General features: G+C 42.3%; 15 protein-coding genes, 9 tRNA genes and 6 rRNA genes. 29 read left to right on the top strand and 1 reads right to left on the bottom strand.

Going from position 1 to position 24,605, the window contains the following annotated elements:
* Positions 1 to 155: 155 nt before the first annotated feature.
* The 26 genes from cysK (at position 156) to rrf (AC5LWL_RS00495) (ending at position 21,344) form a co-directional block, all read left to right on the top strand.
* Positions 156 to 1,088: a cysteine synthase A gene (gene cysK / locus AC5LWL_RS00620; protein WP_493432551.1), complete on the top strand. Its 933-nt coding sequence runs from the start codon at positions 156 to 158 to the stop codon at positions 1,086 to 1,088.
* Between the two features lie 327 nt (positions 1,089 to 1,415).
* Positions 1,416 to 1,862 (top strand): DMT family transporter, encoded by a 447-nt coding sequence (locus AC5LWL_RS00615; protein WP_493432550.1) that lies wholly within the window; start codon positions 1,416 to 1,418, stop codon positions 1,860 to 1,862.
* A gap of 212 nt (positions 1,863 to 2,074) precedes the next feature.
* A complete protein-coding gene (locus AC5LWL_RS00610) occupies positions 2,075 to 3,478 on the top strand; it encodes an anthranilate synthase component I family protein (RefSeq protein ID WP_493432549.1) in 1,404 nt (467 codons plus the stop codon).
* A gap of 5 nt (positions 3,479 to 3,483) precedes the next feature.
* The gene (gene pabA, locus AC5LWL_RS00605) at positions 3,484 to 4,068 is read left to right on the top strand and encodes an aminodeoxychorismate/anthranilate synthase component II (protein ID WP_493432548.1); all 585 of its coding nucleotides are present in this window, start codon (positions 3,484 to 3,486) and stop codon (positions 4,066 to 4,068) included.
* A 3-nt stretch (positions 4,069 to 4,071) separates the two neighbouring features.
* Complete coding sequence (pabC, locus tag AC5LWL_RS00600; protein WP_493432547.1) at positions 4,072 to 4,938, top strand: aminodeoxychorismate lyase; 867 nt, start codon at positions 4,072 to 4,074, stop codon at positions 4,936 to 4,938.
* A 1-nt stretch (position 4,939) separates the two neighbouring features.
* Positions 4,940 to 5,767 carry a dihydropteroate synthase gene (gene folP / locus AC5LWL_RS00595; protein WP_493432546.1) on the top strand — a complete coding sequence of 276 codons (828 nt, stop codon included), beginning with the start codon at positions 4,940 to 4,942 and terminating at the stop codon, positions 5,765 to 5,767.
* Positions 5,760 to 6,122 (top strand): dihydroneopterin aldolase, encoded by a 363-nt coding sequence (gene folB, locus AC5LWL_RS00590; protein ID WP_493432545.1) that lies wholly within the window; start codon positions 5,760 to 5,762, stop codon positions 6,120 to 6,122. The genes folP and folB overlap by 8 nt, the downstream gene beginning before the upstream one ends.
* Complete coding sequence (gene folK / locus AC5LWL_RS00585) at positions 6,119 to 6,649, top strand: 2-amino-4-hydroxy-6-hydroxymethyldihydropteridine diphosphokinase (RefSeq protein WP_493432544.1); 531 nt, start codon at positions 6,119 to 6,121, stop codon at positions 6,647 to 6,649. Before folB ends, folK begins: the two co-directional genes overlap by 4 nt.
* A complete protein-coding gene (locus AC5LWL_RS00580) occupies positions 6,598 to 6,819 on the top strand; it encodes a helix-turn-helix domain-containing protein (RefSeq protein WP_493432543.1) in 222 nt (73 codons plus the stop codon). Before folK ends, AC5LWL_RS00580 begins: the two co-directional genes overlap by 52 nt.
* Before the next feature lie 19 nt (positions 6,820 to 6,838).
* Positions 6,839 to 7,837, top strand: a complete 999-nt coding sequence (gene dusB, locus AC5LWL_RS00575; RefSeq protein ID WP_493432542.1) for a tRNA dihydrouridine synthase DusB — start codon at positions 6,839 to 6,841, stop codon at positions 7,835 to 7,837.
* A 191-nt stretch (positions 7,838 to 8,028) separates the two neighbouring features.
* Positions 8,029 to 9,513 (top strand): lysine--tRNA ligase, encoded by a 1,485-nt coding sequence (gene lysS, locus AC5LWL_RS00570; protein WP_493432541.1) that lies wholly within the window; start codon positions 8,029 to 8,031, stop codon positions 9,511 to 9,513.
* A 470-nt stretch (positions 9,514 to 9,983) separates the two neighbouring features.
* Positions 9,984 to 11,534: ribosomal RNA gene (locus AC5LWL_RS00565) — 16S ribosomal RNA — on the top strand.
* Positions 11,535 to 11,885: 351 nt separating this feature from the next.
* Positions 11,886 to 14,822 (top strand): 23S ribosomal RNA (locus AC5LWL_RS00560).
* Between the two features lie 119 nt (positions 14,823 to 14,941).
* A 5S ribosomal RNA gene (gene rrf / locus AC5LWL_RS00555) occupies positions 14,942 to 15,059 on the top strand.
* A 10-nt stretch (positions 15,060 to 15,069) separates the two neighbouring features.
* Positions 15,070 to 15,145 (top strand) — tRNA-Val (locus AC5LWL_RS00550).
* Positions 15,146 to 15,292: 147 nt separating this feature from the next.
* Positions 15,293 to 15,368, top strand: a tRNA-Thr gene (locus tag AC5LWL_RS00545).
* 9 nt (positions 15,369 to 15,377) lie between these two features.
* Positions 15,378 to 15,453, top strand: a tRNA-Lys gene (locus AC5LWL_RS00540).
* An 18-nt stretch (positions 15,454 to 15,471) separates the two neighbouring features.
* Positions 15,472 to 15,553, top strand: a tRNA-Leu gene (locus AC5LWL_RS00535).
* 19 nt (positions 15,554 to 15,572) lie between these two features.
* Positions 15,573 to 15,647, top strand: a tRNA-Gly gene (locus AC5LWL_RS00530).
* A gap of 8 nt (positions 15,648 to 15,655) precedes the next feature.
* Positions 15,656 to 15,744 (top strand) — tRNA-Leu (locus AC5LWL_RS00525).
* Between the two features lie 13 nt (positions 15,745 to 15,757).
* A tRNA-Arg gene (locus tag AC5LWL_RS00520) sits at positions 15,758 to 15,834 on the top strand.
* A 5-nt stretch (positions 15,835 to 15,839) separates the two neighbouring features.
* A tRNA-Pro gene (locus AC5LWL_RS00515) sits at positions 15,840 to 15,916 on the top strand.
* 7 nt (positions 15,917 to 15,923) lie between these two features.
* Positions 15,924 to 15,999 (top strand) — tRNA-Ala (locus AC5LWL_RS00510).
* Between the two features lie 192 nt (positions 16,000 to 16,191).
* Positions 16,192 to 17,742 (top strand): 16S ribosomal RNA (locus AC5LWL_RS00505).
* A gap of 476 nt (positions 17,743 to 18,218) precedes the next feature.
* Positions 18,219 to 21,155 (top strand): 23S ribosomal RNA (locus AC5LWL_RS00500).
* 72 nt (positions 21,156 to 21,227) lie between these two features.
* Positions 21,228 to 21,344: ribosomal RNA gene (gene rrf / locus AC5LWL_RS00495) — 5S ribosomal RNA — on the top strand.
* The 16S, 23S and 5S rRNA genes sit together here with 9 tRNA genes alongside, the layout of an rRNA operon.
* A gap of 266 nt (positions 21,345 to 21,610) precedes the next feature.
* Here the strand turns inward: rrf (AC5LWL_RS00495) and AC5LWL_RS00490 are convergent.
* Positions 21,611 to 22,069 carry a hypothetical protein gene (locus AC5LWL_RS00490; RefSeq protein WP_493432540.1) on the bottom strand — a complete coding sequence of 153 codons (459 nt, stop codon included), beginning with the start codon at positions 22,067 to 22,069 and terminating at the stop codon, positions 21,611 to 21,613.
* Positions 22,070 to 22,481: 412 nt separating this feature from the next.
* Between AC5LWL_RS00490 and AC5LWL_RS00485 the strand changes: the two genes are divergently transcribed.
* From AC5LWL_RS00485 to mcsB, 3 genes are read left to right on the top strand one after another with little or no spacing between them, the layout of a single operon-like run.
* A complete protein-coding gene (locus tag AC5LWL_RS00485) occupies positions 22,482 to 22,943 on the top strand; it encodes a CtsR family transcriptional regulator (protein WP_493432539.1) in 462 nt (153 codons plus the stop codon).
* Between the two features lie 24 nt (positions 22,944 to 22,967).
* Entirely contained in the window at positions 22,968 to 23,516 is a 549-nt protein-coding gene (mcsA, locus tag AC5LWL_RS00480) for a protein-arginine kinase activator protein McsA (RefSeq protein WP_493432538.1), read from the top strand.
* Between the two features lie 2 nt (positions 23,517 to 23,518).
* The gene (gene mcsB / locus AC5LWL_RS00475; RefSeq protein WP_493432537.1) at positions 23,519 to 24,586 is read left to right on the top strand and encodes a protein-arginine kinase McsB; all 1,068 of its coding nucleotides are present in this window, start codon (positions 23,519 to 23,521) and stop codon (positions 24,584 to 24,586) included.
* Positions 24,587 to 24,605 lie beyond the last annotated feature (19 nt).

The raw sequence follows: 24,605 nt of genomic DNA, 5'->3' as shown, positions 1-24,605 counted from the left end.
AAATAAAATGAACAGGGATCACAAATGATTTCTGAGTAAATTGTGAATTTTTCGAAAAACCTTGTATAGTAATTGACAAAAAGAGGATTAATTGATAAATTACTTATACAAAACCAATTAAATTACTCGGATTAAGTGTAAAAGGGGAGAAAATAATGTCACGTATAGCTAATTCTATTTTGGATCTTATCGGTCAAACACCTATAGTAAAATTAAATCGTCTAGTAGAAGGTGAAAGTGCTGATGTTTATCTAAAACTTGAGTATATGAACCCTGGAAGCAGTGTAAAAGACCGTATTGCTCTTGCAATGATTGAGGCTGCAGAACAAAGTGGAGAGTTAAAAAAAGATAGTACTATCATTGAACCAACAAGTGGAAACACTGGTATTGGATTAGCAATGGTTGCAGCAGCAAAAGGATATAAATCCATTCTTGTAATGCCTGAAACAATGAGTTTAGAAAGACGCAATTTATTAAGAGCATATGGCGCTGAGCTTGTGCTGACACCTGGCCCAGAAGGTATGGGCGGAGCGATTCGCAAAGCAGAAGAATTGGCAAAAGAAAACGGCTATTTTTTACCACAGCAATTTAAGAATCTTTCTAATCCAGAAGTACATAGAAAAACAACTGGTCAGGAAATTATTTCTGCGTTTGGCGATGATCAATTAGATGCATTTATCGCTGGTATCGGCACAGGAGGTACCATTACTGGTGCTGGCCAAGTATTAAAAGAAAAATATAAGGATATAAAAATATATGCGGTAGAACCATCTGATTCTCCTGTTTTATCTGGAGGAAAACCAGGTCCTCATAAAATCCAAGGAATTGGAGCTGGCTTTGTTCCTGAAACGTTAAATAGTGAAATTTATGATGATATTATTCAAGTAACGACAGAGCAAGCATTTGAATATGCTCGTCGTGCTGGAAAAGAAGAGGGAGTTTTAGGTGGTATCTCTTCTGGTGCTGCTATTTATGCAGCATTGAAGGTAGCGAAAGAACTAGGAAAAGGGAAAAAAGTATTAGCAGTTATTCCAAGTAACGGTGAGCGCTACTTAAGTACACCATTATATCAATTTGATGAAGCGTAAGATTTTTTATTAGATAGTTGGAAGTTTTACAGAGGACAAGCAGTTAATATACTGCTTGTTTTTTGTCGTCAAGGGAATGTTAATAGCTCTTGTGATCTTATAGATAGATTTAATACTTATAGGAAAAGAAGAAGGAAATTGTTATATAATTTCATTTAGGGTATATAAAAACAGTTAGAGTAAGTAGTAAAATTAAGGTGATATGGAAACATGACTGGGTGATGTACTGTATGAAAGCATATATTCGGAGTTAGTGCGAAATTATAATCGATACAAGTACTAGGTAGGAGAGCCCGGTTAATTCATCATCTGAAAAGGAGTGTCGAAGTGCCTTATTTTTTTCTGTTGATAACTGCGCTTATAGCTGGAATGGCTTTACCTGTTCAAACAGCTGTTAATGCGGAGCTGCGCGCGGCTGTCATTTCTCCATATCTAGCAGCAATGATTTCTTTTCTAGTAGGAGCTGCAGTATTATGTGGGCTGTCACTAGCAATTGATCATACGATTATTCCAAATCGAACAGTGTTTACAAAACCATGGTGGATTTGGATTGGCGGGGCATTAGGAGTAATGCTTGTTTTAGCAAATGTAATACTAATGCCACAAATAGGTTCTGCTCTTACTGTGGGATTAACATTAGCAGGACAATTAATTATTGCGATCATTATTGATCATTTTGGCTGGTTTCATCTTCCTGTACACGAAATAAATATTCCGAGGATTATAGGTGTTTTGCTTATTTTAGTAGGAATCTTTTTGGTGCAGCGATTTTAAGGATGCAAGAAGAGAACGTATAAGGGATGTGTGACAAGCAGGGCAGGAATGCCTTGCTTTATTCATATTGTCGAATGTATTTATTTTAAGTTAGATTACATTCTAGTGCAGGTATCTAACTTTTATGAAAAATAACGTTATTAATTTTTTTGTTTTTCTCCCTATTCATCATGTATGATGAAAAAAGAGAAAATTTAAGGAGCGAAAAGTTAGTGAAACAGTATAAGGTTTATAGTAGAAGTGTGTCTTTTTCGTATGAACATTTTTTTAAGCAATTTCTTTATGTGTCAAAAAATAAAGAACAATATGTATTATTAGAAAGCGGCAGAGGAGGAAGATACAGTATTGCTGCAATAAATCCCATTATTTCTATGATAGGGAAAGATAATAAACTCGCAGTAACAGAAGATGGTCATACAGAAACGATGGAAGGCAATCCGCTCCACTTAGTAAAAGATGTATTACGACAATATCAAGTAGAAACTATTACGGATCTTCCTGATTTTCAAGGAGGAGCAATAGGGTTTTTAAGCTATGATTATATTCGTTATATGGAAAGACTGCCTGATGAAACAATAGATGATTTAGAAATTCCGGACGTGTTTTTTCTTCTTTTTAATGAATGGTATGTATTTGACCATAAGAAAAATCAATTATGGTTTATGGCATTATATGAAGAAAGTCAATATGAAGCTGTGCAAAAAGAAACAGAGGATCGAATAGAACAATGGCTGGAAATGGTGGAGCAGGAAGTACATGCTGCGAATTCAGAAAAAACAGACGGATTGGAAGTGTCGATTAAGGACAATGAGTTTCAACGCTCCGTTCGCAAAATTCATGATTATATTGCCCAGGGAGATGTATTTCAAGTGAATTTATCCGTTAGGCAAACAAAATTATTACAAGTTCCTGCAATGGAAGTGTACAAGCAATTGCGTATTCTGAATCCTTCTCCCTATATGGGATATTTTCATACACCAGATTTTCAGCTTGTGTGTGGATCACCAGAGCTATTAGTGAAAAAGAAGGGAACGGAGGTAAGCACAAGACCAATTGCCGGAACAAGATCCCGAGGAAAAGATGACAAAGAGGATCAACAGCTTGCAAATGAACTGATTGAGAGTGAAAAAGAACGAGCAGAGCATGTGATGCTAGTGGACTTAGAGCGCAATGATCTTGGTAAAGTCTGTACGTATGGTTCAGTTGAAGTAGATGAATTTATGGTGATCGAGAAATACTCCCATGTTATGCATATTGTCTCGAATGTGAGAGGAACGCTCGCTGAAGATAAAGATGAATATAATTTAATCGACAGTATGTTTCCAGGGGGAACGATAACGGGTGCACCTAAGGTTAGAACAATGGAAATTATTGAAGAATTAGAACCGGTGAAAAGAGGGCCTTATACAGGCTCATTAGGTTGGATTGGATTTAATGGAGATGTGGAATTAAATATTATGATCCGCACGATGCTTGTAAAAGATCAAAAAGCATATGTGCAAGCAGGTGCAGGAATCGTGATTGATTCTGTTCCTAGCAATGAATACAAAGAATCGATGAAAAAGGCACGTGCGCTTTGGAATGCAAAAGAATTAGCTGAGAGACATAAGGGGTAAACGCCATGATTTATATGATTGATAATTATGATTCATTTACTTATAATCTTGTTCAATATTTAGGTTCACTAGGAGAAACGCTTGTTGTTAAAAGAAATGATCAAACTTCTATCCAAGAGATAAGAAAAAAGAATCCTGACTATTTGATGATTTCACCAGGACCGTGCAGCCCAAATGAAGCGGGGATCAGTTTAGAGGCAATTACGGCTTTTTCAGGAGAAGTTCCCATATTTGGTGTGTGCTTAGGTCATCAATCTATCGCACAAGCTTTTGATGGGGATGTTGTCCAAGCGGAGAACTTAATGCACGGAAAAGTATCAAATATGTACCATGATGGAAAAACAATCTTTGCAGGTCTGCCAAACCCGTTTCCAGCGACAAGGTATCATTCTTTATTAGTGAAAAAAGAGACGCTTCCTTCCTGTTTTGAAGTTTCTTCTTGGACAGAAGAAGGAGAAATTATGGCAATACGCCATAAGGAGCTGCCAATTGAAGGGGTGCAATTCCACCCAGAATCGATTATGACCACAGCAGGAATGGAACTTTTAAAGAACTTTGTTACTTATTATTCAAAAGACGGAAAAGAGTAGGCTATGTATATTTATATAAATGGAAGCATTGTTAAGCAAGAAGAGGCGGTTATTTCGGTTTTTGATCATGGTTTTATGTATGGATTAGGTTTGTTTGAAACATTTCGTATTTATGATGGTCATCCCTTTTTACTGGATGACCATTTAGAACGTTTAAATAGAGGGTTAAAGTTATTAAATATTGATCAGTTTTTTATAAGGGAAGATGTAAATAACATCATACAAGCTTTATTAAAAAAGAATGACTTAAAAAACGCATATATTCGATTTAATGTATCGGCTGGAAGTGGTGCAATTGGTTTGCAAACAGATCCTTATATGCAGCCGAATATCGTAATGTTTATAAAACCATTGCCAGAGGCAGGTGGGATGATAGAAAAACAGGGGGAGGTTTTGACTATTCCCCGCAATACCCCGGAAGGAAACGAAAGGTTAAAATCTCATCACTATTTGAATAATATTCTAGCGAAACGGGAAATTGGTTCAGGCTTGGAGATCGAGGGGGTATTTTTAACAAAGGAACAGCATTTAGCAGAAGGTGTTACAACTAATTTGTTTTGGGTGAAGAATAATATTCTTTATACCCCATGTATAGAGACTGGCATTTTAAATGGAATAACTAGACAGTTCATTATGGCATATGCAAAACATATAGGAATGACAGTAGAAGAAGGTTTTTATTTCATTGAAGAGGTGAAACAAGCAGAAGAAGTATTTGCTACAAACTCTATCCAAGAAATCATTCCGCTCAAAAGCATTAATAACCATTTATTTGATGGTGCAGTAGGGAAAGTGGTATCTTCTTTTCATAAAGAATATCGAAGACTTTCCGGTTCGTTATGGTCAATCAAAGAGATGGAGGGAAAATAATATGATATTAAAATGTGGGCCACACTCTCTCAACTATAAGGAGAAAACACTGATAATGGGGATTTTGAATGTAAATCCCGATTCGTTTTCTGATGGAGGGAAGTATAAAGAAAAAGATAAAGCCGTGCAACATGCTTTAGAAATGGTGGAAAACGGAGCGGATATTATCGATATTGGGGGAGAATCTACAAGACCAGGGTATGTCGAAATTTCAGCAGAAGAGGAATTAGAAAGAGTGATTCCTATTATTGAGGTCGTTTCTAAAGAGGTCAATATACCAATATCAATTGATACCTATAAAGGCAAAGTAGCAAAAGAGGCATTAAAAGCTGGTGCTCATATAATCAATGATATTTGGGGAGCGAAAAAGGATCCCGCAATGGCAGCAATGGCAGCAGAGAAAGGCGCACCGATTATTTTAATGCATAATCGAGATAATCAGCATTATTCTAATTTTATAGAGGATGTATTATCCGACTTATCGGAGAGTATAGAGATTGCAAAGACTGCTGGAGTAAAGGATGAAGCAATTATATTAGATCCAGGAATAGGGTTCGCCAAAAATCTAACGTATAATTTAGAAATGATGCGACATTTAGATAAACTAGTAGAACTTGGATACCCAGTCTTACTTGGAACATCCAGAAAGTCGATGATCGGACATATCTTAGATTTACCTGTTTCCGAAAGAGTGGAAGGGACTGGCGCAACCGTTTGTTATGGCATTCAAAAGGGTTGCCAAATAATTCGTATTCATGATGTAAAGGAAATGGCTAGAATGGCAAAAATGATGGATGCTTTAATGGAAAAGGGGAAATACAGTGGATAAGATACGCTTAACAAAAATGGAGTTTTACGGTTATCACGGAGTATTTCCAGAGGAAAATAAACTGGGACAACGTTTTATAATAGATTTAGAGGTTGAAGCAGATTTAAAGGAAGCGGGTGAAAGTGATAACCTGAAATATTCCGTTAATTATGGTCAGCTTTACTTTGATGTGAAGGAAATAGTAGAAGGAGAACCATTTCAGTTGATTGAAGCACTTGCTGAAAATATAACAAAAAAACTTTTGAACAAATATAGTAGACTTGAAAGTGTACGTGTTGCAGTGATAAAGCCTGATCCACCAATTCCAGGCCACTATGAGTCTGTATCTGTTGAAATTTTGAGGACAAGACAATGAATAATACCGCATATCTTTCCCTTGGTTCTAATATAGGAAACAGACTAGAGTTTTTAAAAGACGCTGTTTATTTGCTAGCGAAACATGCAAAAATAAATGTAGTAAATATTTCATCTATTTATGAAACGGATCCGGTTGGACTTAAAGAGCAGGAACTATTTTTAAATATCGTTTTGCATATTAGGACTTCGTTAGATCCGTATTCCCTGTTAGAAGCCTGTCAGCATATTGAAAATGAACTTGGAAGAAAAAGGATAATTAGGTGGGGGCCGCGAACGATAGACCTTGACATTTTATTGTATAATCAAGAAAATATAGAATCAGAGAAATTAAATATTCCACATCCAAGAATAGAAGAGCGGGCGTTTGTAGTGATTCCTTTATTGGAAATTGCTGAAGCTGTCCTATTGCCTAATAAACAAGCACCTTTAAAAGATTGCACAAAGTTTTTGCGGGATAAAGAAGGAGTAAGGATATGGAGACAACAGAAAAATGGGGAAGACGTATTCGCGCTTTTCGAAAATTAAAGGGATATACGCAAGAAGGTTTGGCAAAAGAACTTCTTGTCTCAGTTTCTATCCTTGGAGAGATTGAACGAGGAAACCGAATGCCTTCCGATGACATGATAGATCTAATTGTAAAAGTTTTAAATATAAGTAGAAAAGAATTAGAGCCTAATTCAAACGAACAAAAATAGTAAAAGGAGGTTAGAACCATTGTTTAAAATAGGTAACGTAGAAATGCAAAACCAAGTAGTGCTGGCTCCGATGGCAGGTATTTGTAACTCAGCATTTCGTTTAACGGTTAAAGAATTTGGCGCAGGTCTAGTATGTGCTGAGATGATTAGTGACAAAGGGATTGTTTTAAAAAATAAAAAAACATTGAATATGTTATATATAGACGAAAGAGAAAATCCGCTGAGTTTACAAATATTTGGAGGAGAAAGGGAAACACTTGTCGAAGCAGCACAATTTGTTGATAAAAATACAAATGCCGATATTATAGACATTAATATGGGGTGCCCAGTCCCTAAAATCACAAAATGCGATGCAGGAGCAAAATGGCTTTTAGATCCAAATAAGATTTATGAAATGGTTGCATCTGTTGTAGATGCGGTAGATAAACCTGTTACAGTAAAAATGCGTATGGGCTGGGATGAAGACCATATTTATGCAGTAAAAAATGCTCAAGCAGTAGAACGAGCTGGAGGAAGCGCTATATCACTTCATGGCCGTACACGTGTGCAAATGTATGAAGGAAAAGCAAACTGGGATATTATTCGGGAAGTAAAACAATCAATTAATATCCCTTTAATTGGAAATGGAGATGTTCAAACTCCACAAGATGCGAAAAGAATGTTAGATGAGACTGGCTGTGATGGCGTAATGATAGGAAGAGCAGCGTTAGGAAACCCATGGATGATCTATCGTACAGTCAACTATCTACAAACGGGCGAACTAATGGAAGAACCATCTACACGTGAAAAAATAAAAGTGTGCATTTTGCACTTAGATCGTTTAATTTCTTTAAAGAATGAAAAGGTTGCAGTAAGAGAAATGAGAAAACACGCAGCATGGTACTTAAAAGGGATAAGAGGAAATGCAAAAGCGAGAAACGGAATTAATGAATGCGACACACGAGAACAACTGGTAACGCTGTTAAATAATCTCGTAATAGAAGAAGAACAAAAAGAAAAGGAAATATACGTAGGCTAGTTTTGACATTTTCTGTTTCTATCTTCTATAAATATGTGTTGAAAATAGCTGTCGGTGAAAAATCTGACAGTTTTTTTTCTTTTTTAGTGTCTGTAATCCCGACATTGTGTAGAATAATAAAGTATGTATAAAAATTTACGATTCCTTTTTTAGGTAATCATACATAAAAAAGATTGTGGAGATGATTAAAAATGAGTCATGAAGAATTAAATGACCAGTTACAAGTTAGACGCAACAAAATGAATGAGCTGCGTGATCAAGGAGTAGATCCATTCGGCAAACGCTTTGAAAGAACAAACTTATCGGAGGAGCTTAAGCAACAATACAATTCTTTTGAAAAAGAGGAATTAGAAGAAAAAGCGGTTAAAGTTACACTTGCTGGAAGAGTGATGACGAAAAGAGGAAAAGGAAAAGCTGGTTTTGCCCACATTCAAGATCTTGAAGGACAAATTCAATTATATGTTCGAAAAGATAATGTTGGAGAAGAGCAGTATGCTATCTTTAATTCAGTTGATTTAGGGGATATTGTCGGAGTAGAAGGTGTTTTATTCAAAACAAACGTTGGTGAGCTATCTATTAAAGTGAAAGATTTTACTTTATTAACAAAAGCACTTCGCCCACTACCAGACAAGTTTCATGGTTTAAAAGATATCGAGCAACGCTATCGTCAACGTTATTTAGATTTAATTGCAAGTGAAGAAAGCAGAACTACTTTTATACTTCGCAGTAAAATAATCCAATCTATGCGCAGATATTTAGATGACCATGGTTATTTAGAAGTAGAAACACCGATGATGCATTCTATTGCAGGGGGAGCATCTGCACGCCCGTTTACTACACATCATAATGCATTGGATATGCCGCTTTACATGCGTATTGCGATTGAGCTTCACTTGAAACGATTAATTGTTGGTGGATTAGAAAAAGTATATGAAATTGGCCGGGTTTTCCGTAACGAGGGAGTTTCTACTCGTCATAATCCTGAATTTACAATGATTGAATTGTATGAAGCATATGCGGACTATCGTGATATCATGAGCCTAACAGAAAACTTAGTAGCACATATTGCGCAAGAAATACACGGCTCTACAACAGTTCCTTATGGAGAATACGAAGTAGATCTTAAACCGGAATGGACAAGACTTCATATGGTAGATGCTATTAAGCAATATACTGGTGTTGATTTCTGGCCAGAGACAAGCCTGGATGAAGCTAGAAAGTTAGCAAAAGAAAACGGTATTGAGATTAAAGATAACATGGCTTATGGTCATATTATTAACGAATTCTTTGAACAAAGAGTAGAAGAGAAATTAATCCAGCCTACTTTTATTTATGGACATCCTGTTGAAATTTCTCCATTGGCAAAGAAAAATGAGGCAGATCCACGTTTTACAGACCGTTTTGAGTTATTTATCGTAGGTCGCGAGCATGCTAATGCTTTTACAGAGCTTAACGACCCGATTGATCAACGTGAAAGATTTGAAGCCCAATTAAAAGAGCGCGAGCAAGGAAATGATGAAGCTCATCTAATGGATGATGACTTTGTTGAAGCGTTGGAGTATGGTATGCCGCCAACAGGCGGATTGGGAATTGGCATTGATCGTTTAGTGATGCTGTTAACCAACTCTCCATCTATAAGAGACGTGTTATTATTTCCTTTAATGAGACATCGTTAATGAAAAAAGCAGAGTGCCGTGTATGGTGCTCTGCTTTTTTTCTTTATAAGAATAGAAACAGGAAAGTGAAGGAAGTGTTTATAAAAAGAAAGAAGGGAAAGGAGAACTAATTGGATCAAATATTTCATGACTATAGGGTGATAGATATAATTTTCGTTTTATAGTAAACTTGGAATCAAATTATAAGAATATTTTTTCTTTTAAAAAGTTGTTGCAACAACGCAAATAGGGTGGTATATTAATATCTGTTGCTGAAACAAGTTAGCAACAAACAAAAAAACTTTTAAAAAAGTGTTGACTCAGAAAAAGACTTCTGGTAATATTAAAAAGTCGTCTGATAGAGACATAAACAACAAAATTGCTCTTTGAAAACTGAACAAACAAAACGTCAACAATAAACGTTTATAACTAAGTTATAAACAAAACAAGTAACAAAAAGCTAGAGTTTAGCAATGAGCTAATCTTACTCTTATATGGAGAGTTTGATCCTGGCTCAGGACGAACGCTGGCGGCGTGCCTAATACATGCAAGTCGAGCGGACTTAAAAAGCTTGCTTTTTAAGTTAGCGGCGGACGGGTGAGTAACACGTGGGCAACCTGCCTGTAAGACTGGGATAACTTCGGGAAACCGGAGCTAATACCGGATAATCCTTTTCTACTCATGTAGGAAAGCTGAAAGACGGTTTACGCTGTCACTTACAGATGGGCCCGCGGCGCATTAGCTAGTTGGTGAGGTAACGGCTCACCAAGGCAACGATGCGTAGCCGACCTGAGAGGGTGATCGGCCACACTGGGACTGAGACACGGCCCAGACTCCTACGGGAGGCAGCAGTAGGGAATCTTCCGCAATGGACGAAAGTCTGACGGAGCAACGCCGCGTGAGTGATGAAGGTTTTCGGATCGTAAAACTCTGTTGTTAGGGAAGAACAAGTAGGAGAGTAACTGCTCGTACCTTGACGGTACCTAACCAGAAAGCCACGGCTAACTACGTGCCAGCAGCCGCGGTAATACGTAGGTGGCAAGCGTTGTCCGGAATTATTGGGCGTAAAGCGCGCGCAGGCGGTCCTTTAAGTCTGATGTGAAAGCCCACGGCTCAACCGTGGAGGGTCATTGGAAACTGGGGGACTTGAGTGCAGAAGAGAAGAGTGGAATTCCACGTGTAGCGGTGAAATGCGTAGAGATGTGGAGGAACACCAGTGGCGAAGGCGACTCTTTGGTCTGTAACTGACGCTGAGGCGCGAAAGCGTGGGGAGCAAACAGGATTAGATACCCTGGTAGTCCACGCCGTAAACGATGAGTGCTAAGTGTTAGAGGGTTTCCGCCCTTTAGTGCTGCAGCAAACGCATTAAGCACTCCGCCTGGGGAGTACGGCCGCAAGGCTGAAACTCAAAGGAATTGACGGGGGCCCGCACAAGCGGTGGAGCATGTGGTTTAATTCGAAGCAACGCGAAGAACCTTACCAGGTCTTGACATCCTCTGACACTCCTAGAGATAGGACGTTCCCCTTCGGGGGACAGAGTGACAGGTGGTGCATGGTTGTCGTCAGCTCGTGTCGTGAGATGTTGGGTTAAGTCCCGCAACGAGCGCAACCCTTGATCTTAGTTGCCAGCATTTAGTTGGGCACTCTAAGGTGACTGCCGGTGACAAACCGGAGGAAGGTGGGGATGACGTCAAATCATCATGCCCCTTATGACCTGGGCTACACACGTGCTACAATGGATGGTACAAAGGGCAGCAAAACCGCGAGGTCAAGCCAATCCCATAAAACCATTCTCAGTTCGGATTGTAGGCTGCAACTCGCCTACATGAAGCTGGAATCGCTAGTAATCGCGGATCAGCATGCCGCGGTGAATACGTTCCCGGGCCTTGTACACACCGCCCGTCACACCACGAGAGTTTGTAACACCCGAAGTCGGTGGGGTAACACTTTATGTGAGCCAGCCGCCTAAGGTGGGATAGATGATTGGGGTGAAGTCGTAACAAGGTAGCCGTATCGGAAGGTGCGGCTGGATCACCTCCTTTCTAAGGAAAATGGAATTTACATTCCATCACAGATTGTTGACGAGTTTGTTGTTCAGTTTTGAGGGAGCAATTCCTCGAAGTAGGTTGAAGTTAATTTTCAGCCACAAATTGTTCCTTGAAAACTAGATTATGTAAGAACCAAGAAAGAAACCGAGTAATCGCCATCTTAGATTCTCTATTTATAGTAGATAGTAGTCAAATACCATCTATCAAATAGCAGAAACCATGAGAACGAGGAGAAGCGAGTAGATCAAGGAAGCGACCGAACGAGCACCGGAGCGTACAACAGTACGTGAGGAGCAGAGTGAGAGAGCTGACGCAGAGATACGAAGCTTATCGTTGTTCGAAGTAAGTTAAGTTAGAAAGGGCGCACGGTGAATGCCTTGGCACTAGGAGCCGATGAAGGACGGGACTAACACCGATATGCTTCGGGGAGCTGTAAGTAAGCTTTGATCCGGAGATTTCCGAATGGGGAAACCCTCTATCCGTAATGGGATAGAATCTTTACCTGAATACATAGGGTACTGAAGGCAGACCCGGGGAACTGAAACATCTAAGTACCCGGAGGAAGAGAAAGCAAACGCGATTCCCTGAGTAGCGGCGAGCGAAACGGGATTAGCCCAAACCAAGAGGCTTGCCTCTTGGGGTTGTAGGACACTCAACATGGAGTTACAAAGGAACGGGGTAGATGAATAGGTCTGGAAAGGCCAGTCATAGAAGGTAAAAACCCTGTAGTTGAAACTTCGTTCCCTCCTGAGTGGATCCTGAGTACGGCGGGACACGAGAAATCCCGTCGGAAGCAGGGAGGACCATCTCCCAAGGCTAAATACTCCCTAGTGACCGATAGTGAACCAGTACCGTGAGGGAAAGGTGAAAAGCACCCCGGAAGGGGAGTGAAATAGATCCTGAAACCGTGTGCCTACAAGTAGTTAGAGCCCATTAATGGGTGATAGCGTGCCTTTTGTAGAATGAACCGGCGAGTTACGATTACATGCGAGGTTAAGTTGAGAAGACGGAGCCGCAGCGAAAGCGAGTCTGAATAGGGCGAATAAGTATGTGGTCGTAGACCCGAAACCAGGTGATCTACCCATGTCCAGGGTGAAGTCCAGGTAACACTGGATGGAGGCCCGAACCCACGCACGTTGAAAAGTGCGGGGATGAGGTGTGGGTAGCGGAGAAATTCCAATCGAACTTGGAGATAGCTGGTTCTCTCCGAAATAGCTTTAGGGCTAGCCTCAAGGTAAGAGTATTGGAGGTAGAGCACTGTTTGGACTAGGGGCCCCCATCGGGTTACCGAATTCAGACAAACTCCGAATGCCAAATACTTATCCTTGGGAGTCAGACTGCGAGTGATAAGATCCGTAGTCAAGAGGGAAACAGCCCAGACCACCAGCTAAGGTCCCAAAGTATACGTTAAGTGGAAAAGGATGTGGAGTTGCTTAGACAACCAGGATGTTGGCTTAGAAGCAGCCACCATTTAAAGAGTGCGTAATAGCTCACTGGTCGAGTGACTCTGCGCCGAAAATGTACCGGGGCTAAACGTATCACCGAAGCTGTGGATTGACATCAATAGATGTCAGTGGTAGGAGAGCGTTCTAAGTGCGTTGAAGCTAGACCGTAAGGACTGGTGGAGCGCTTAGAAGTGAGAATGCCGGTATGAGTAGCGAAAGATGAGTGAGAATCTCATCCACCGAATGCCTAAGGTTTCCTGAGGAAGGCTCGTCCACTCAGGGTTAGTCGGGACCTAAGCCGAGGCTGAAGAGCGTAGGCGATGGACAACAGGTTGATATTCCTGTACCACCTTATGAACCGTTTGAGTAATGGGGGGACGCAGGAGGATAGGGTAAGCGTGCTGTTGGATTAGCACGTCCAAGCAGTTAGGCTGGTAATGAGGAAAATCCCGTTACCATAAAGGCTGAGCTGTGACGGCGAGGGAAATATAGTACCGAAGTTCCTGATTCCACACTGCCAAGAAAAGCCTCTAGCGAGGTTCAAGGTGCCCGTACCGCAAACCGACACAGGTAGGCGAGGAGAGAATCCTAAGGTGAGCGAGAGAACTCTCGTTAAGGAACTCGGCAAAATGACCCCGTAACTTCGGGAGAAGGGGTGCTCTTTTGGGTGTTAAAGCCCGAGAGAGCCGCAGTGAATAGGCCCAGGCGACTGTTTAGCAAAAACACAGGTCTCTGCGAAGCCGTAAGGCGAAGTATAGGGGCTGACACCTGCCCGGTGCTGGAAGGTTAAGAGGAGGGGTTAGCAGCAATGCGAAGCTCTGAATTGAAGCCCCAGTAAACGGCGGCCGTAACTATAACGGTCCTAAGGTAGCGAAATTCCTTGTCGGGTAAGTTCCGACCCGCACGAAAGGTGTAACGATCTGGGCACTGTCTCAACGAGAGACTCGGTGAAATTATAGTACCTGTGAAGATGCAGGTTACCCGCGACAGGACGGAAAGACCCCGTGGAGCTTTACTGTAGCCTGATATTGAATTTTGGTACAGCTTGTACAGGATAGGTAGGAGCCTTGGAAGCCGGAGCGCTAGCTTCGGTGGAGGCATTGGTGGGATACTACCCTGGCTGTATTGACATTCTAACCCGCACCCCTTATCGGGGTGGGAGACAGTGTCAGGTGGGCAGTTTGACTGGGGCGGTCGCCTCCTAAAAAGTAACGGAGGCGCCCAAAGGTTCCCTCAGAATGGTTGGAAATCATTCGTAGAGTGTAAAGGCACAAGGGAGCTTGACTGCGAGACCTACAAGTCGAGCAGGGACGAAAGTCGGGCTTAGTGATCCGGTGGTTCCGCATGGAAGGGCCATCGCTCAACGGATAAAAGCTACCCCGGGGATAACAGGCTTATCTCCCCCAAGAGTCCACATCGACGGGGAGGTTTGGCACCTCGATGTCGGCTCATCGCATCCTGGGGCTGTAGTCGGTCCCAAGGGTTGGGCTGTTCGCCCATTAAAGCGGTACGCGAGCTGGGTTCAGAACGTCGTGAGACAGTTCGGTCCCTATCCGTCGTGGGCGTAGGAAATTTGAGAGGAGCTGTCCTTAGTACGAGAGGACCGGGATGGACGCACCGCTGGTGTACCAGTTGTCTTGCCAAAGGCATAGCTGGGTAGCTATGTGCGGAAGGGATAAGTGCTGAAAGCATCTAAGCATGAAGCCCCCCTCGAGATGAGATTTCCCATAGCGCAAGCTAGTAAGATCCCTGAAAGATGATCAGGTTGATAGGTTTGAGGTGGAAGCATGGCGACATGTGGAGCTGACAAATACTAATAGATCGAGGACTTAACTAAAAATGAAAAGCGAAAAACGCCTGTTTATCGGTGTTGTAGCTGGACAAAAACGATTAATTCGGTTCTTTCTTCTTACACATAATCTAGTTTTGAGGGAACAACTCTCAAAAACAAAATAGTCTGGTGGCGATAGCGAGAAGGTCACACCCGTTCCCATACCGAACACGGAAGTTAAGCTTCTCAGCGCCGATGGTAGTTGGGGGCTCTCCCCCCTGTGAGAGTAGGACGTCGCCAGGCATATTATATTGGAGGATTAGCTCAGCTGGGAGAGCATCTGCCTTACAAGCAGAGGGTCGGCGGTTCGATCCCGTCATCCTCCACCATATTTATTAGTAGACAAGCTGTATGAAAAATACCGGTATAGCCTTGATTGGTAGAGCACGATCGAATATAATCCCTCGAATTTACCACAGCAACGGAATTTAAATCTTGCCTATATATCCTATAATAGATAATATAAAATACAAATTGCCGGGGTAGCTCAATTGGTAGAGCAACTGACTTGTAATCAGTAGGTTGGGGGTTCAAGTCCTCTCGCCGGCACCATTTTATGTTGAGCCATTAGCTCAGTTGGTAGAGCATCTGACTTTTAATCAGAGGGTCGGAGGTTCGAATCCTCCATGGCTCACCATTTTTTTGTTTTAAATATGCGGGTGTGGCGGAATTGGCAGACGCACTAGACTTAGGATCTAGCGCCGCAAGGCGTGGGGGTTCGACTCCCTTCACCCGCATCCTTAAAAATTAATAAACGCGGAAGTAGTTCAGTGGTAGAACATCACCTTGCCAAGGTGGGGGTCGCGGGTTCGAATCCCGTCTTCCGCTCCAAAGACAATGCCGGGGTGGCGGAACTGGCAGACGCACAGGACTTAAAATCCTGCGGTAGGTGACTACCGTACCGGTTCGATTCCGGTCCTCGGCACCATTGTTTTTTATATGCGCCCGTAGCTCAATTGGATAGAGCGTCTGACTACGGATCAGAAGGTTATGGGTTCGACTCCTTTCGGGCGCGCCATATTTCGGGAAGTAGCTCAGCTTGGTAGAGCACTTGGTTTGGGACCAAGGGGTCGCAGGTTCGAATCCTGTCTTCCCGACCATTATAATGGGGCCTTAGCTCAGCTGGGAGAGCGCCTGCCTTGCACGCAGGAGGTCAGCGGTTCGATCCCGCTAGGCTCCACCAAATTATTTTGAAAAATATATTGACAAACCTTTCTGGTATTGTTATTATATAAAAGTTGCTTCTGATAGAAGTAACGAAATTGCTCTTTGAAAACTGAACAAACAAAACGTCAACAATAAACGTTTATAACTAAGTTATAAACACAACAAGTAACAAAAAGCTAGAGTTTAGCTTCGGAGCTAATCTTACTCTTATATGGAGAGTTTGATCCTGGCTCAGGACGAACGCTGGCGGCGTGCCTAATACATGCAAGTCGAGCGGACTTAAAAAGCTTGCTTTTTAAGTTAGCGGCGGACGGGTGAGTAACACGTGGGCAACCTGCCTGTAAGACTGGGATAACTTCGGGAAACCGGAGCTAATACCGGATAATCCTTTTCTACTCATGTAGGAAAGCTGAAAGACGGTTTACGCTGTCACTTACAGATGGGCCCGCGGCGCATTAGCTAGTTGGTGAGGTAACGGCTCACCAAGGCAACGATGCGTAGCCGACCTGAGAGGGTGATCGGCCACACTGGGACTGAGACACGGCCCAGACTCCTACGGGAGGCAGCAGTAGGGAATCTTCCGCAATGGACGAAAGTCTGACGGAGCAACGCCGCGTGAGTGATGAAGGTTTTCGGATCGTAAAACTCTGTTGTTAGGGAAGAACAAGTACGAGAGTAACTGCTCGTACCTTGACGGTACCTAACCAGAAAGCCACGGCTAACTACGTGCCAGCAGCCGCGGTAATACGTAGGTGGCAAGCGTTGTCCGGAATTATTGGGCGTAAAGCGCGCGCAGGCGGTCCTTTAAGTCTGATGTGAAAGCCCACGGCTCAACCGTGGAGGGTCATTGGAAACTGGGGGACTTGAGTGCAGAAGAGAAGAGTGGAATTCCACGTGTAGCGGTGAAATGCGTAGAGATGTGGAGGAACACCAGTGGCGAAGGCGACTCTTTGGTCTGTAACTGACGCTGAGGCGCGAAAGCGTGGGGAGCAAACAGGATTAGATACCCTGGTAGTCCACGCCGTAAACGATGAGTGCTAAGTGTTAGAGGGTTTCCGCCCTTTAGTGCTGCAGCAAACGCATTAAGCACTCCGCCTGGGGAGTACGGCCGCAAGGCTGAAACTCAAAGGAATTGACGGGGGCCCGCACAAGCGGTGGAGCATGTGGTTTAATTCGAAGCAACGCGAAGAACCTTACCAGGTCTTGACATCCTCTGACACTCCTAGAGATAGGACGTTCCCCTTCGGGGGACAGAGTGACAGGTGGTGCATGGTTGTCGTCAGCTCGTGTCGTGAGATGTTGGGTTAAGTCCCGCAACGAGCGCAACCCTTGATCTTAGTTGCCAGCATTTAGTTGGGCACTCTAAGGTGACTGCCGGTGACAAACCGGAGGAAGGTGGGGATGACGTCAAATCATCATGCCCCTTATGACCTGGGCTACACACGTGCTACAATGGATGGTACAAAGGGCAGCGAAACCGCGAGGTCAAGCCAATCCCATAAAACCATTCTCAGTTCGGATTGTAGGCTGCAACTCGCCTACATGAAGCTGGAATCGCTAGTAATCGCGGATCAGCATGCCGCGGTGAATACGTTCCCGGGCCTTGTACACACCGCCCGTCACACCACGAGAGTTTGTAACACCCGAAGTCGGTGGGGTAACACTTTATGTGAGCCAGCCGCCTAAGGTGGGATAGATGATTGGGGTGAAGTCGTAACAAGGTAGCCGTATCGGAAGGTGCGGCTGGATCACCTCCTTTCTAAGGAAAATGGAATTTACATTCCATCACAGATTGTTGACGAGTTTGTTGTTCAGTTTTGAGGGAGCAATTCCTCAAAGTAGGTTGAAGTTATTTTCAGCCGTTATAGGGTGGAAAGAAACGAACAGGTCAAGGAAGCGACCGAACGAGCACCGGAGCGTACAAAGGTACGTGAGGAGCAGAGTGAGAGAGCTGACGAAGAGATGTGAAGTTTATTTTCAGCCGTAATTGTTCCTTGAAAACTAGATTATGTATAGTAAGAACCAAGAAAGAAACCGAGTAATCGCCATCTTAGATTCTCTATTTATAGTAGATAGTAGTCAAATACCATCTACCAAATAGCAGAAACCATGAGAACAGGGAGAAGCGAGTAGATCAAGGAAGCGACCGAACGAGCACCGGAGCGTACAACAGTACGTGAGGAGCAGAGTGAGAGAGCTGACGCAGAGATACGAAGCTTATCGTTGTTCGAAGTAAGTTAAGTTAGAAAGGGCGCACGGTGAATGCCTTGGCACTAGGAGCCGATGAAGGACGGGACTAACACCGATATGCTTCGGGGAGCTGTAAGTAAGCTTTGATCCGGAGATTTCCGAATGGGGAAACCCTCTATCCGTAATGGGATAGAATCTTTACCTGAATACATAGGGTACTGAAGGCAGACCCGGGGAACTGAAACATCTAAGTACCCGGAGGAAGAGAAAGCAAACGCGATTCCCTGAGTAGCGGTGAGCGAAACGGGATTAGCCCAAACCAAGAGGCTTGCCTCTTGGGGTTGTAGGACACTCAACATGGAGTTACAAAGGAACGGGGTAGATGAATAGGTCTGGAAAGGCCAGTCATAGAAGGTAAAAACCCTGTAGTTGAAACTTCGTTCCCTCCTGAGTGGATCCTGAGTACGGCGGGACACGAGAAATCCCGTCGGAAGCAGGGAGGACCATCTCCCAAGGCTAAATACTCCCTAGTGACCGATAGTGAACCAGTACCGTGAGGGAAAGGTGAAAAGCACCCCGGAAGGGGAGTGAAATAGATCCTGAAACCGTGTGCCTACAAGTAGTTAGAGCCCATTAATGGGTGATAGCGTGCCTTTTGTAGAATGAACCGGCGAGTTACGATTACATGCGAGGTTAAGTTGAGAAGACGGAGCCGCAGCGAAAGCGAGTCTGAATAGGGCGAATAAGTATGTGGTCGTAGACCCGAAACCAGGTGATCTACCCATGTCCAGGGTGAAGTCCAGGTAACACTGGATGGAGGCCCGAACCCACGCACGTTGAAAAGTGCGGGGATGAGGTGTGGGTAGCGGAGAAATTCCAATCGAACTTGGAGATAGCTGGTTCTCTCCGAAATAGCTTTAGGGCTAGCCTCAAGGTAAGAGTATTGGAGGTAGAGCACTGTTTGGACTAGGGGCCCCCATCGGGTTACCGAATTCAGACAAACTCCGAATGCCAAATACTTATCCTTGGGAGTCAGACTGCGAGTGATAAGATCCGTAGTCAAGAGGGAAACAGCCCAGACCACCAGCTAAGGTCCCAAAGTATACGTTAAGTGGAAAAGGATGTGGAGTTGCTTAGACAACCAGGATGTTGGCTTAGAAGCAGCCACCATTTAAAGAGTGCGTAATAGCTCACTGGTCGAGTGACTCTGCGCCGAAAATGTACCGGGGCTAAACGTATCACCGAAGCTGTGGATTGACATCAATAGATGTCAGTGGTAGGAGAGCGTTCTAAGGGCGTTGAAGCTAGACCGTAAGGACTGGTGGAGCGCTTAGAAGTGAGAATGCCGGTATGAGTAGCGAAAGATGAGTGAGAATCTCATCCACCGAATGCCTAAGGTTTCCTGAGGAAGGCTCGTCCACTCAGGGTTAGTCGGGACCTAAGCCGAGGCTGAAGAGCGTAGGCGATGGACAACAGGTTGATATTCCTGTACCACCTTATGAACCGTTTGAGTAATGGGGGGACGCAGGAGGATAGGGTAAGCGTGCTGTTGGATTAGCACGTCCAAGCAGTTAGGCTGGTAATGAGGAAAATCCCGTTACCATAAAGGCTGAGCTGTGATGGCGAGGGAAATATAGTACCGAAGTTCCTGATTCCACACTGCCAAGAAAAGCCTCTAGCGAGGTTCAAGGTGCCCGTACCGCAAACCGACACAGGTAGGCGAGGAGAGAATCCTAAGGTGAGCGAGAGAACTCTCGTTAAGGAACTCGGCAAAATGACCCCGTAACTTCGGGAGAAGGGGTGCTCTTTTGGGTGTTAAAGCCCGAGAGAGCCGCAGTGAATAGGCCCAGGCGACTGTTTAGCAAAAACACAGGTCTCTGCGAAGCCGTAAGGCGAAGTATAGGGGCTGACACCTGCCCGGTGCTGGAAGGTTAAGAGGAGGGGTTAGCAGCAATGCGAAGCTCTGAATTGAAGCCCCAGTAAACGGCGGCCGTAACTATAACGGTCCTAAGGTAGCGAAATTCCTTGTCGGGTAAGTTCCGACCCGCACGAAAGGTGTAACGATCTGGGCACTGTCTCAACGAGAGACTCGGTGAAATTATAGTACCTGTGAAGATGCAGGTTACCCGCGACAGGACGGAAAGACCCCGTGGAGCTTTACTGTAGCCTGATATTGAATTTTGGTACAGCTTGTACAGGATAGGTAGGAGCCTTGGAAGCCGGAGCGCTAGCTTCGGTGGAGGCATTGGTGGGATACTACCCTGGCTGTATTGACATTCTAACCCGCACCCCTTATCGGGGTGGGAGACAGTGTCAGGTGGGCAGTTTGACTGGGGCGGTCGCCTCCTAAAAAGTAACGGAGGCGCCCAAAGGTTCCCTCAGAATGGTTGGAAATCATTCGTAGAGTGTAAAGGCACAAGGGAGCTTGACTGCGAGACCTACAAGTCGAGCAGGGACGAAAGTCGGGCTTAGTGATCCGGTGGTTCCGCATGGAAGGGCCATCGCTCAACGGATAAAAGCTACCCCGGGGATAACAGGCTTATCTCCCCCAAGAGTCCACATCGACGGGGAGGTTTGGCACCTCGATGTCGGCTCATCGCATCCTGGGGCTGTAGTCGGTCCCAAGGGTTGGGCTGTTCGCCCATTAAAGCGGTACGCGAGCTGGGTTCAGAACGTCGTGAGACAGTTCGGTCCCTATCCGTCGTGGGCGTAGGAAATTTGAGAGGAGCTGTCCTTAGTACGAGAGGACCGGGATGGACGCACCGCTGGTGTACCAGTTGTCTTGCCAAAGGCATAGCTGGGTAGCTATGTGCGGAAGGGATAAGTGCTGAAAGCATCTAAGCATGAAGCCCCCCTCGAGATGAGATTTCCCATAGCGTAAGCTAGTAAGATCCCTGAAAGATGATCAGGTTGATAGGTTTGAGGTGGAAGCATGGCGACATGTGGAGCTGACAAATACTAATAGATCGAGGACTTAACTAAAAATGATTAATTCGGTTCTTTCTTCTTACACATAATCTAGTTTTGAGGGAACAACTCTCAAAAACAAAATAGTCTGGTGGCGATAGCGAGAAGGTCACACCCGTTCCCATACCGAACACGGAAGTTAAGCTTCTCAGCGCCGATGGTAGTTGGGGGCTCTCCCCCTGTGAGAGTAGGACGTCGCCAGGCACTAAAAAAGGTACTCAATTATTGAGTACCTTTTTTGTATTGAAATTTATCTATTTTATTTAGATGAGTGAAGCTGCTAATTTTTTTACCAATTTCTAAAGAACAGTCAGTATCCTTCTTATCAAGATGCTCAAAATCCGAAAAAATTCTCCCGCTAGTGAGCTGAAACTCTCCCCTTAGAATATTCGCATTTCGATGAAGCACAAGGAAATTTATCCTTTTTATGTATAGAAGCAGGTAATAGAATTTAAACCAAGCTATACTGCTTACTTTATCTTATAAAAGGACTGAACAGATGGCAGTAAAGTGAAAATCAAAATGCCAATGCCAAGAAAAGAATAAATTAACTGTATAGTAGAAAAACTCTTTATTAAATATGCTTGTACGGTAATCCATATAATTAGTGCAAACCCAATATATAAAGAAAAATTCCAAGACCAATGTTTATCTTTAAAAACAGTTAAGCTGGAAATGCCATTCCAATTCCATTTGAAGAATAAAGCAACTGAAGTAACTATAGGACTAATCCCGAACAGAATGACTAAAATTATTCCAGGAATAGTAAAGTTAGGAAAAGGTGATGAAGACAATAAAGATAAGGGAAGTTGTAATAAATCACCGTTTGGTTGAATTAATAATGATATTCCTCCATAAAATCCACCAATGCCTAGAAATATATGAAGAAGCTGAAGAATTTTACAGATAAATTTATTGTTTATGTTCATTTTATCATAAAGACCTCTCTCTCTATTTCTATAGACTATATTCTATATCTGCATAGCAAATAACCTTTCTTGTCACAAAGAATTCATAATAAAATACATTCCATTTAAAAGTTATGATTAGTGGATTTTTATTAACAATGAACTAATTTATCCTTATGATTTTTTTGGAAGCAAAAGAATAAGAGAAAAAATGCTATTCGTCTTACTTGAAAATATAGAAAAATCAGACTATATTATAGATAACTCAATCTTTTATTATTGAAAATCCCCCCTTTGATATAAAGAAAAACAGGATAGAGGTTTGGGAAGTAATTAAAATGGGAAAATTAGTAGAACGTCTACGTTGCGATTGATAAGTAGTTTCATGTATAATTATAGTCAAATATAGTCAAAGTCAGAAGGGGGAGGCTGGGTGAGAAATATTTCGGATATAATTGAACACTACTTAAAAGAAGTACTGGAAATGAGCGAAAAATCATTAGTAGAAATAAAGCGAAGTGAAGTTGCTGATAAGTTTTCCTGTGTTCCCTCCCAAATAAACTATGTGATTAACACGCGTTTTACAATGGAAAAAGGATATGTTGTAGAAAGCAAACGAGGCGGCGGGGGTTTTATTCGTATCATGAAAGTGCAATCCTATGATTACGCTGATTTAATTGACCAATTATTAACCCTTATTCAAAGTCGTATACCTCAAAGCAGTGCGGAGGATGTTATTTATCGTCTAGTGGAAGAAGAGGTAATTAATAATAGAGAAGCAAAAATTATGCTTAGTGTAATTGACCGATCTGTTTTATATCTTGAATTGCCATATAGAGATGAATTACGAGCAAGAATATTAAAGGCAATGTTAACTACATTAAAATATAAATAAAACTCAGTTATGTGAGGTGAAAATATGATTTGTTCAGAGTGTAATATAAGACCTGCAACACTTCATTTTTCGAAAAGCATTAATGGAACTAAAACAGAATTTCATCTGTGTGAACAATGTGCAGCAGAAAAAGGTGAACTATTTATGATTAATGGTTCCTCTGGTTTATCGATTAATAGCTTATTAGCAAATTTATTAAATATAGAACCTAGTTTTCAGCAGATTAAACAAAATCCTTATAAAAAAGAGGAAGTATTACAATGTAGAACCTGCTCGATGACATTTCCTCAGTTTATAAAAATAGGAAGATTTGGATGTCCCAATTGTTATGAAACATTTAAGGATCAACTGCAGCCTGTTCTGAAAAGACTGCATGGGGGAAACATGGAACACAAAGGGAAAATTCCTGAAAAAATTGGCGGTCATATTTTAATAAAAAAAGATATTGAAAAATTAAAAGATGAGCTTAAAGAGTTAATCAACAAGGAAGAGTTTGAAAAGGCAGCAGAGATTCGGGATGAAATAAGAGAGAAAACAAAGCAGTTATTAGCGTTTAATAAGGGAGGCGATTAAGGGTGTCTTTGGAAAAATTTATAAACAAGTCAAAAACATCCTGGATGTGTTCAGACGGTCCTGATTCTGACATTGTATTAACCTCTCGAATTAGATTAGCTAGAAATATAAAAAAAATAAAATTTCCGATTTTGTTTTCTAATGAGGAAGCTGCTGAAGTAATTCAAGCGGTGAAAAATCAATTAAAGGATCAGGAATCTTTAGGTATAGGCGATTTAGAATTACTTTATATGGATGATCTTCAAGGATTGGAAAAAAGTGTTTTAGTAGAAAAACATTTAATCAGCCCCCAGCTTGCAGAAGAAGCTGCATTTGGAGCATGTATAATTTCAGATAATGAAGAAATTAGCATTATGCTTAATGAAGAAGATCATATTCGTATTCAATGCATTAAGCCAGGATTGCAGCTTTTAGAAGGGTTAGAATTAGCGAGTAGGATTGATGATTGGTTAGAACAGCAAATTGATTATGCGTATCATCTCGAAATGGGCTATTTAACAAGTTGTCCAACAAATATTGGAACAGGTTTAAGAGCGTCAGTAATGCTGCATCTACCTGGAATGGTACTAACCCAGCAAATGAATCGCATTATTCCAGCTATTAATCATTTAGGTTTAGTAGTTAGGGGGATATATGGAGAAGGCAGCGAAGCGCAAGGGAATATATTTCAAATATCAAATCAAATAACACTAGGCAAATCTGAAAAGGACATTGTAGATGAATTAAAAAGTGTTGTGAACCAACTGATTGAACAGGAAAAACAAGCAAGAGAGGCATTAGCTGAAACTTCTAACATACAATTAGAAGACAGAGTATACCGATCTTACGGAACACTCTGTCACAGTCGAATTATTGAAACAAAAGAAGCTGCAAAATGTCTTTCCGATGTTCGATTAGGAATTGATATGGGCTATATAAAAGGTATTTCTAAAAATATTTTAAACGAGCTTTTAATATTAACTCAGCCTGGATTTCTACAATTATATGCTGGTGGTCAAATGAATCCTAATGATCGTGACATTCGTCGCGCATCTCTAATAAGGGAAAGACTTAAATTGAAATCAATATAATGAGTATAGGGAGGATGAA

The organism is Niallia sp. WK069_GA_01, from assembly GCF_983173855.1.
Note: the sequence above shows the minus strand (reverse complement) of the source record. Positions and strands in the feature narration are given on the sequence as shown.

Excerpts from the sequence above, each read along its gene's own strand:
- cysK (WP_493432551.1), top strand. The coding sequence starts at position 156 with ATGTCACGTATAGCTAATTCTATTTTGGATCTTATCGGTCAAACACCT.
- pabA (WP_493432548.1), top strand. The coding sequence starts at position 3,484 with ATGATTTATATGATTGATAATTATGATTCATTTACTTATAATCTTGTT.
- pabC (WP_493432547.1), top strand. The coding sequence starts at position 4,072 with ATGTATATTTATATAAATGGAAGCATTGTTAAGCAAGAAGAGGCGGTT.
- folP (WP_493432546.1), top strand. The coding sequence starts at position 4,940 with ATGATATTAAAATGTGGGCCACACTCTCTCAACTATAAGGAGAAAACA.
- folK (WP_493432544.1), top strand. The coding sequence starts at position 6,119 with ATGAATAATACCGCATATCTTTCCCTTGGTTCTAATATAGGAAACAGA.
- AC5LWL_RS00580 (WP_493432543.1), top strand. The coding sequence starts at position 6,598 with ATGGAGACAACAGAAAAATGGGGAAGACGTATTCGCGCTTTTCGAAAA.
- lysS (WP_493432541.1), top strand. The coding sequence starts at position 8,029 with ATGAGTCATGAAGAATTAAATGACCAGTTACAAGTTAGACGCAACAAA.
- AC5LWL_RS00490 (WP_493432540.1), bottom strand. The coding sequence starts at position 22,069 with ATGAACATAAACAATAAATTTATCTGTAAAATTCTTCAGCTTCTTCAT.
- mcsA (WP_493432538.1), top strand. The coding sequence starts at position 22,968 with ATGATTTGTTCAGAGTGTAATATAAGACCTGCAACACTTCATTTTTCG.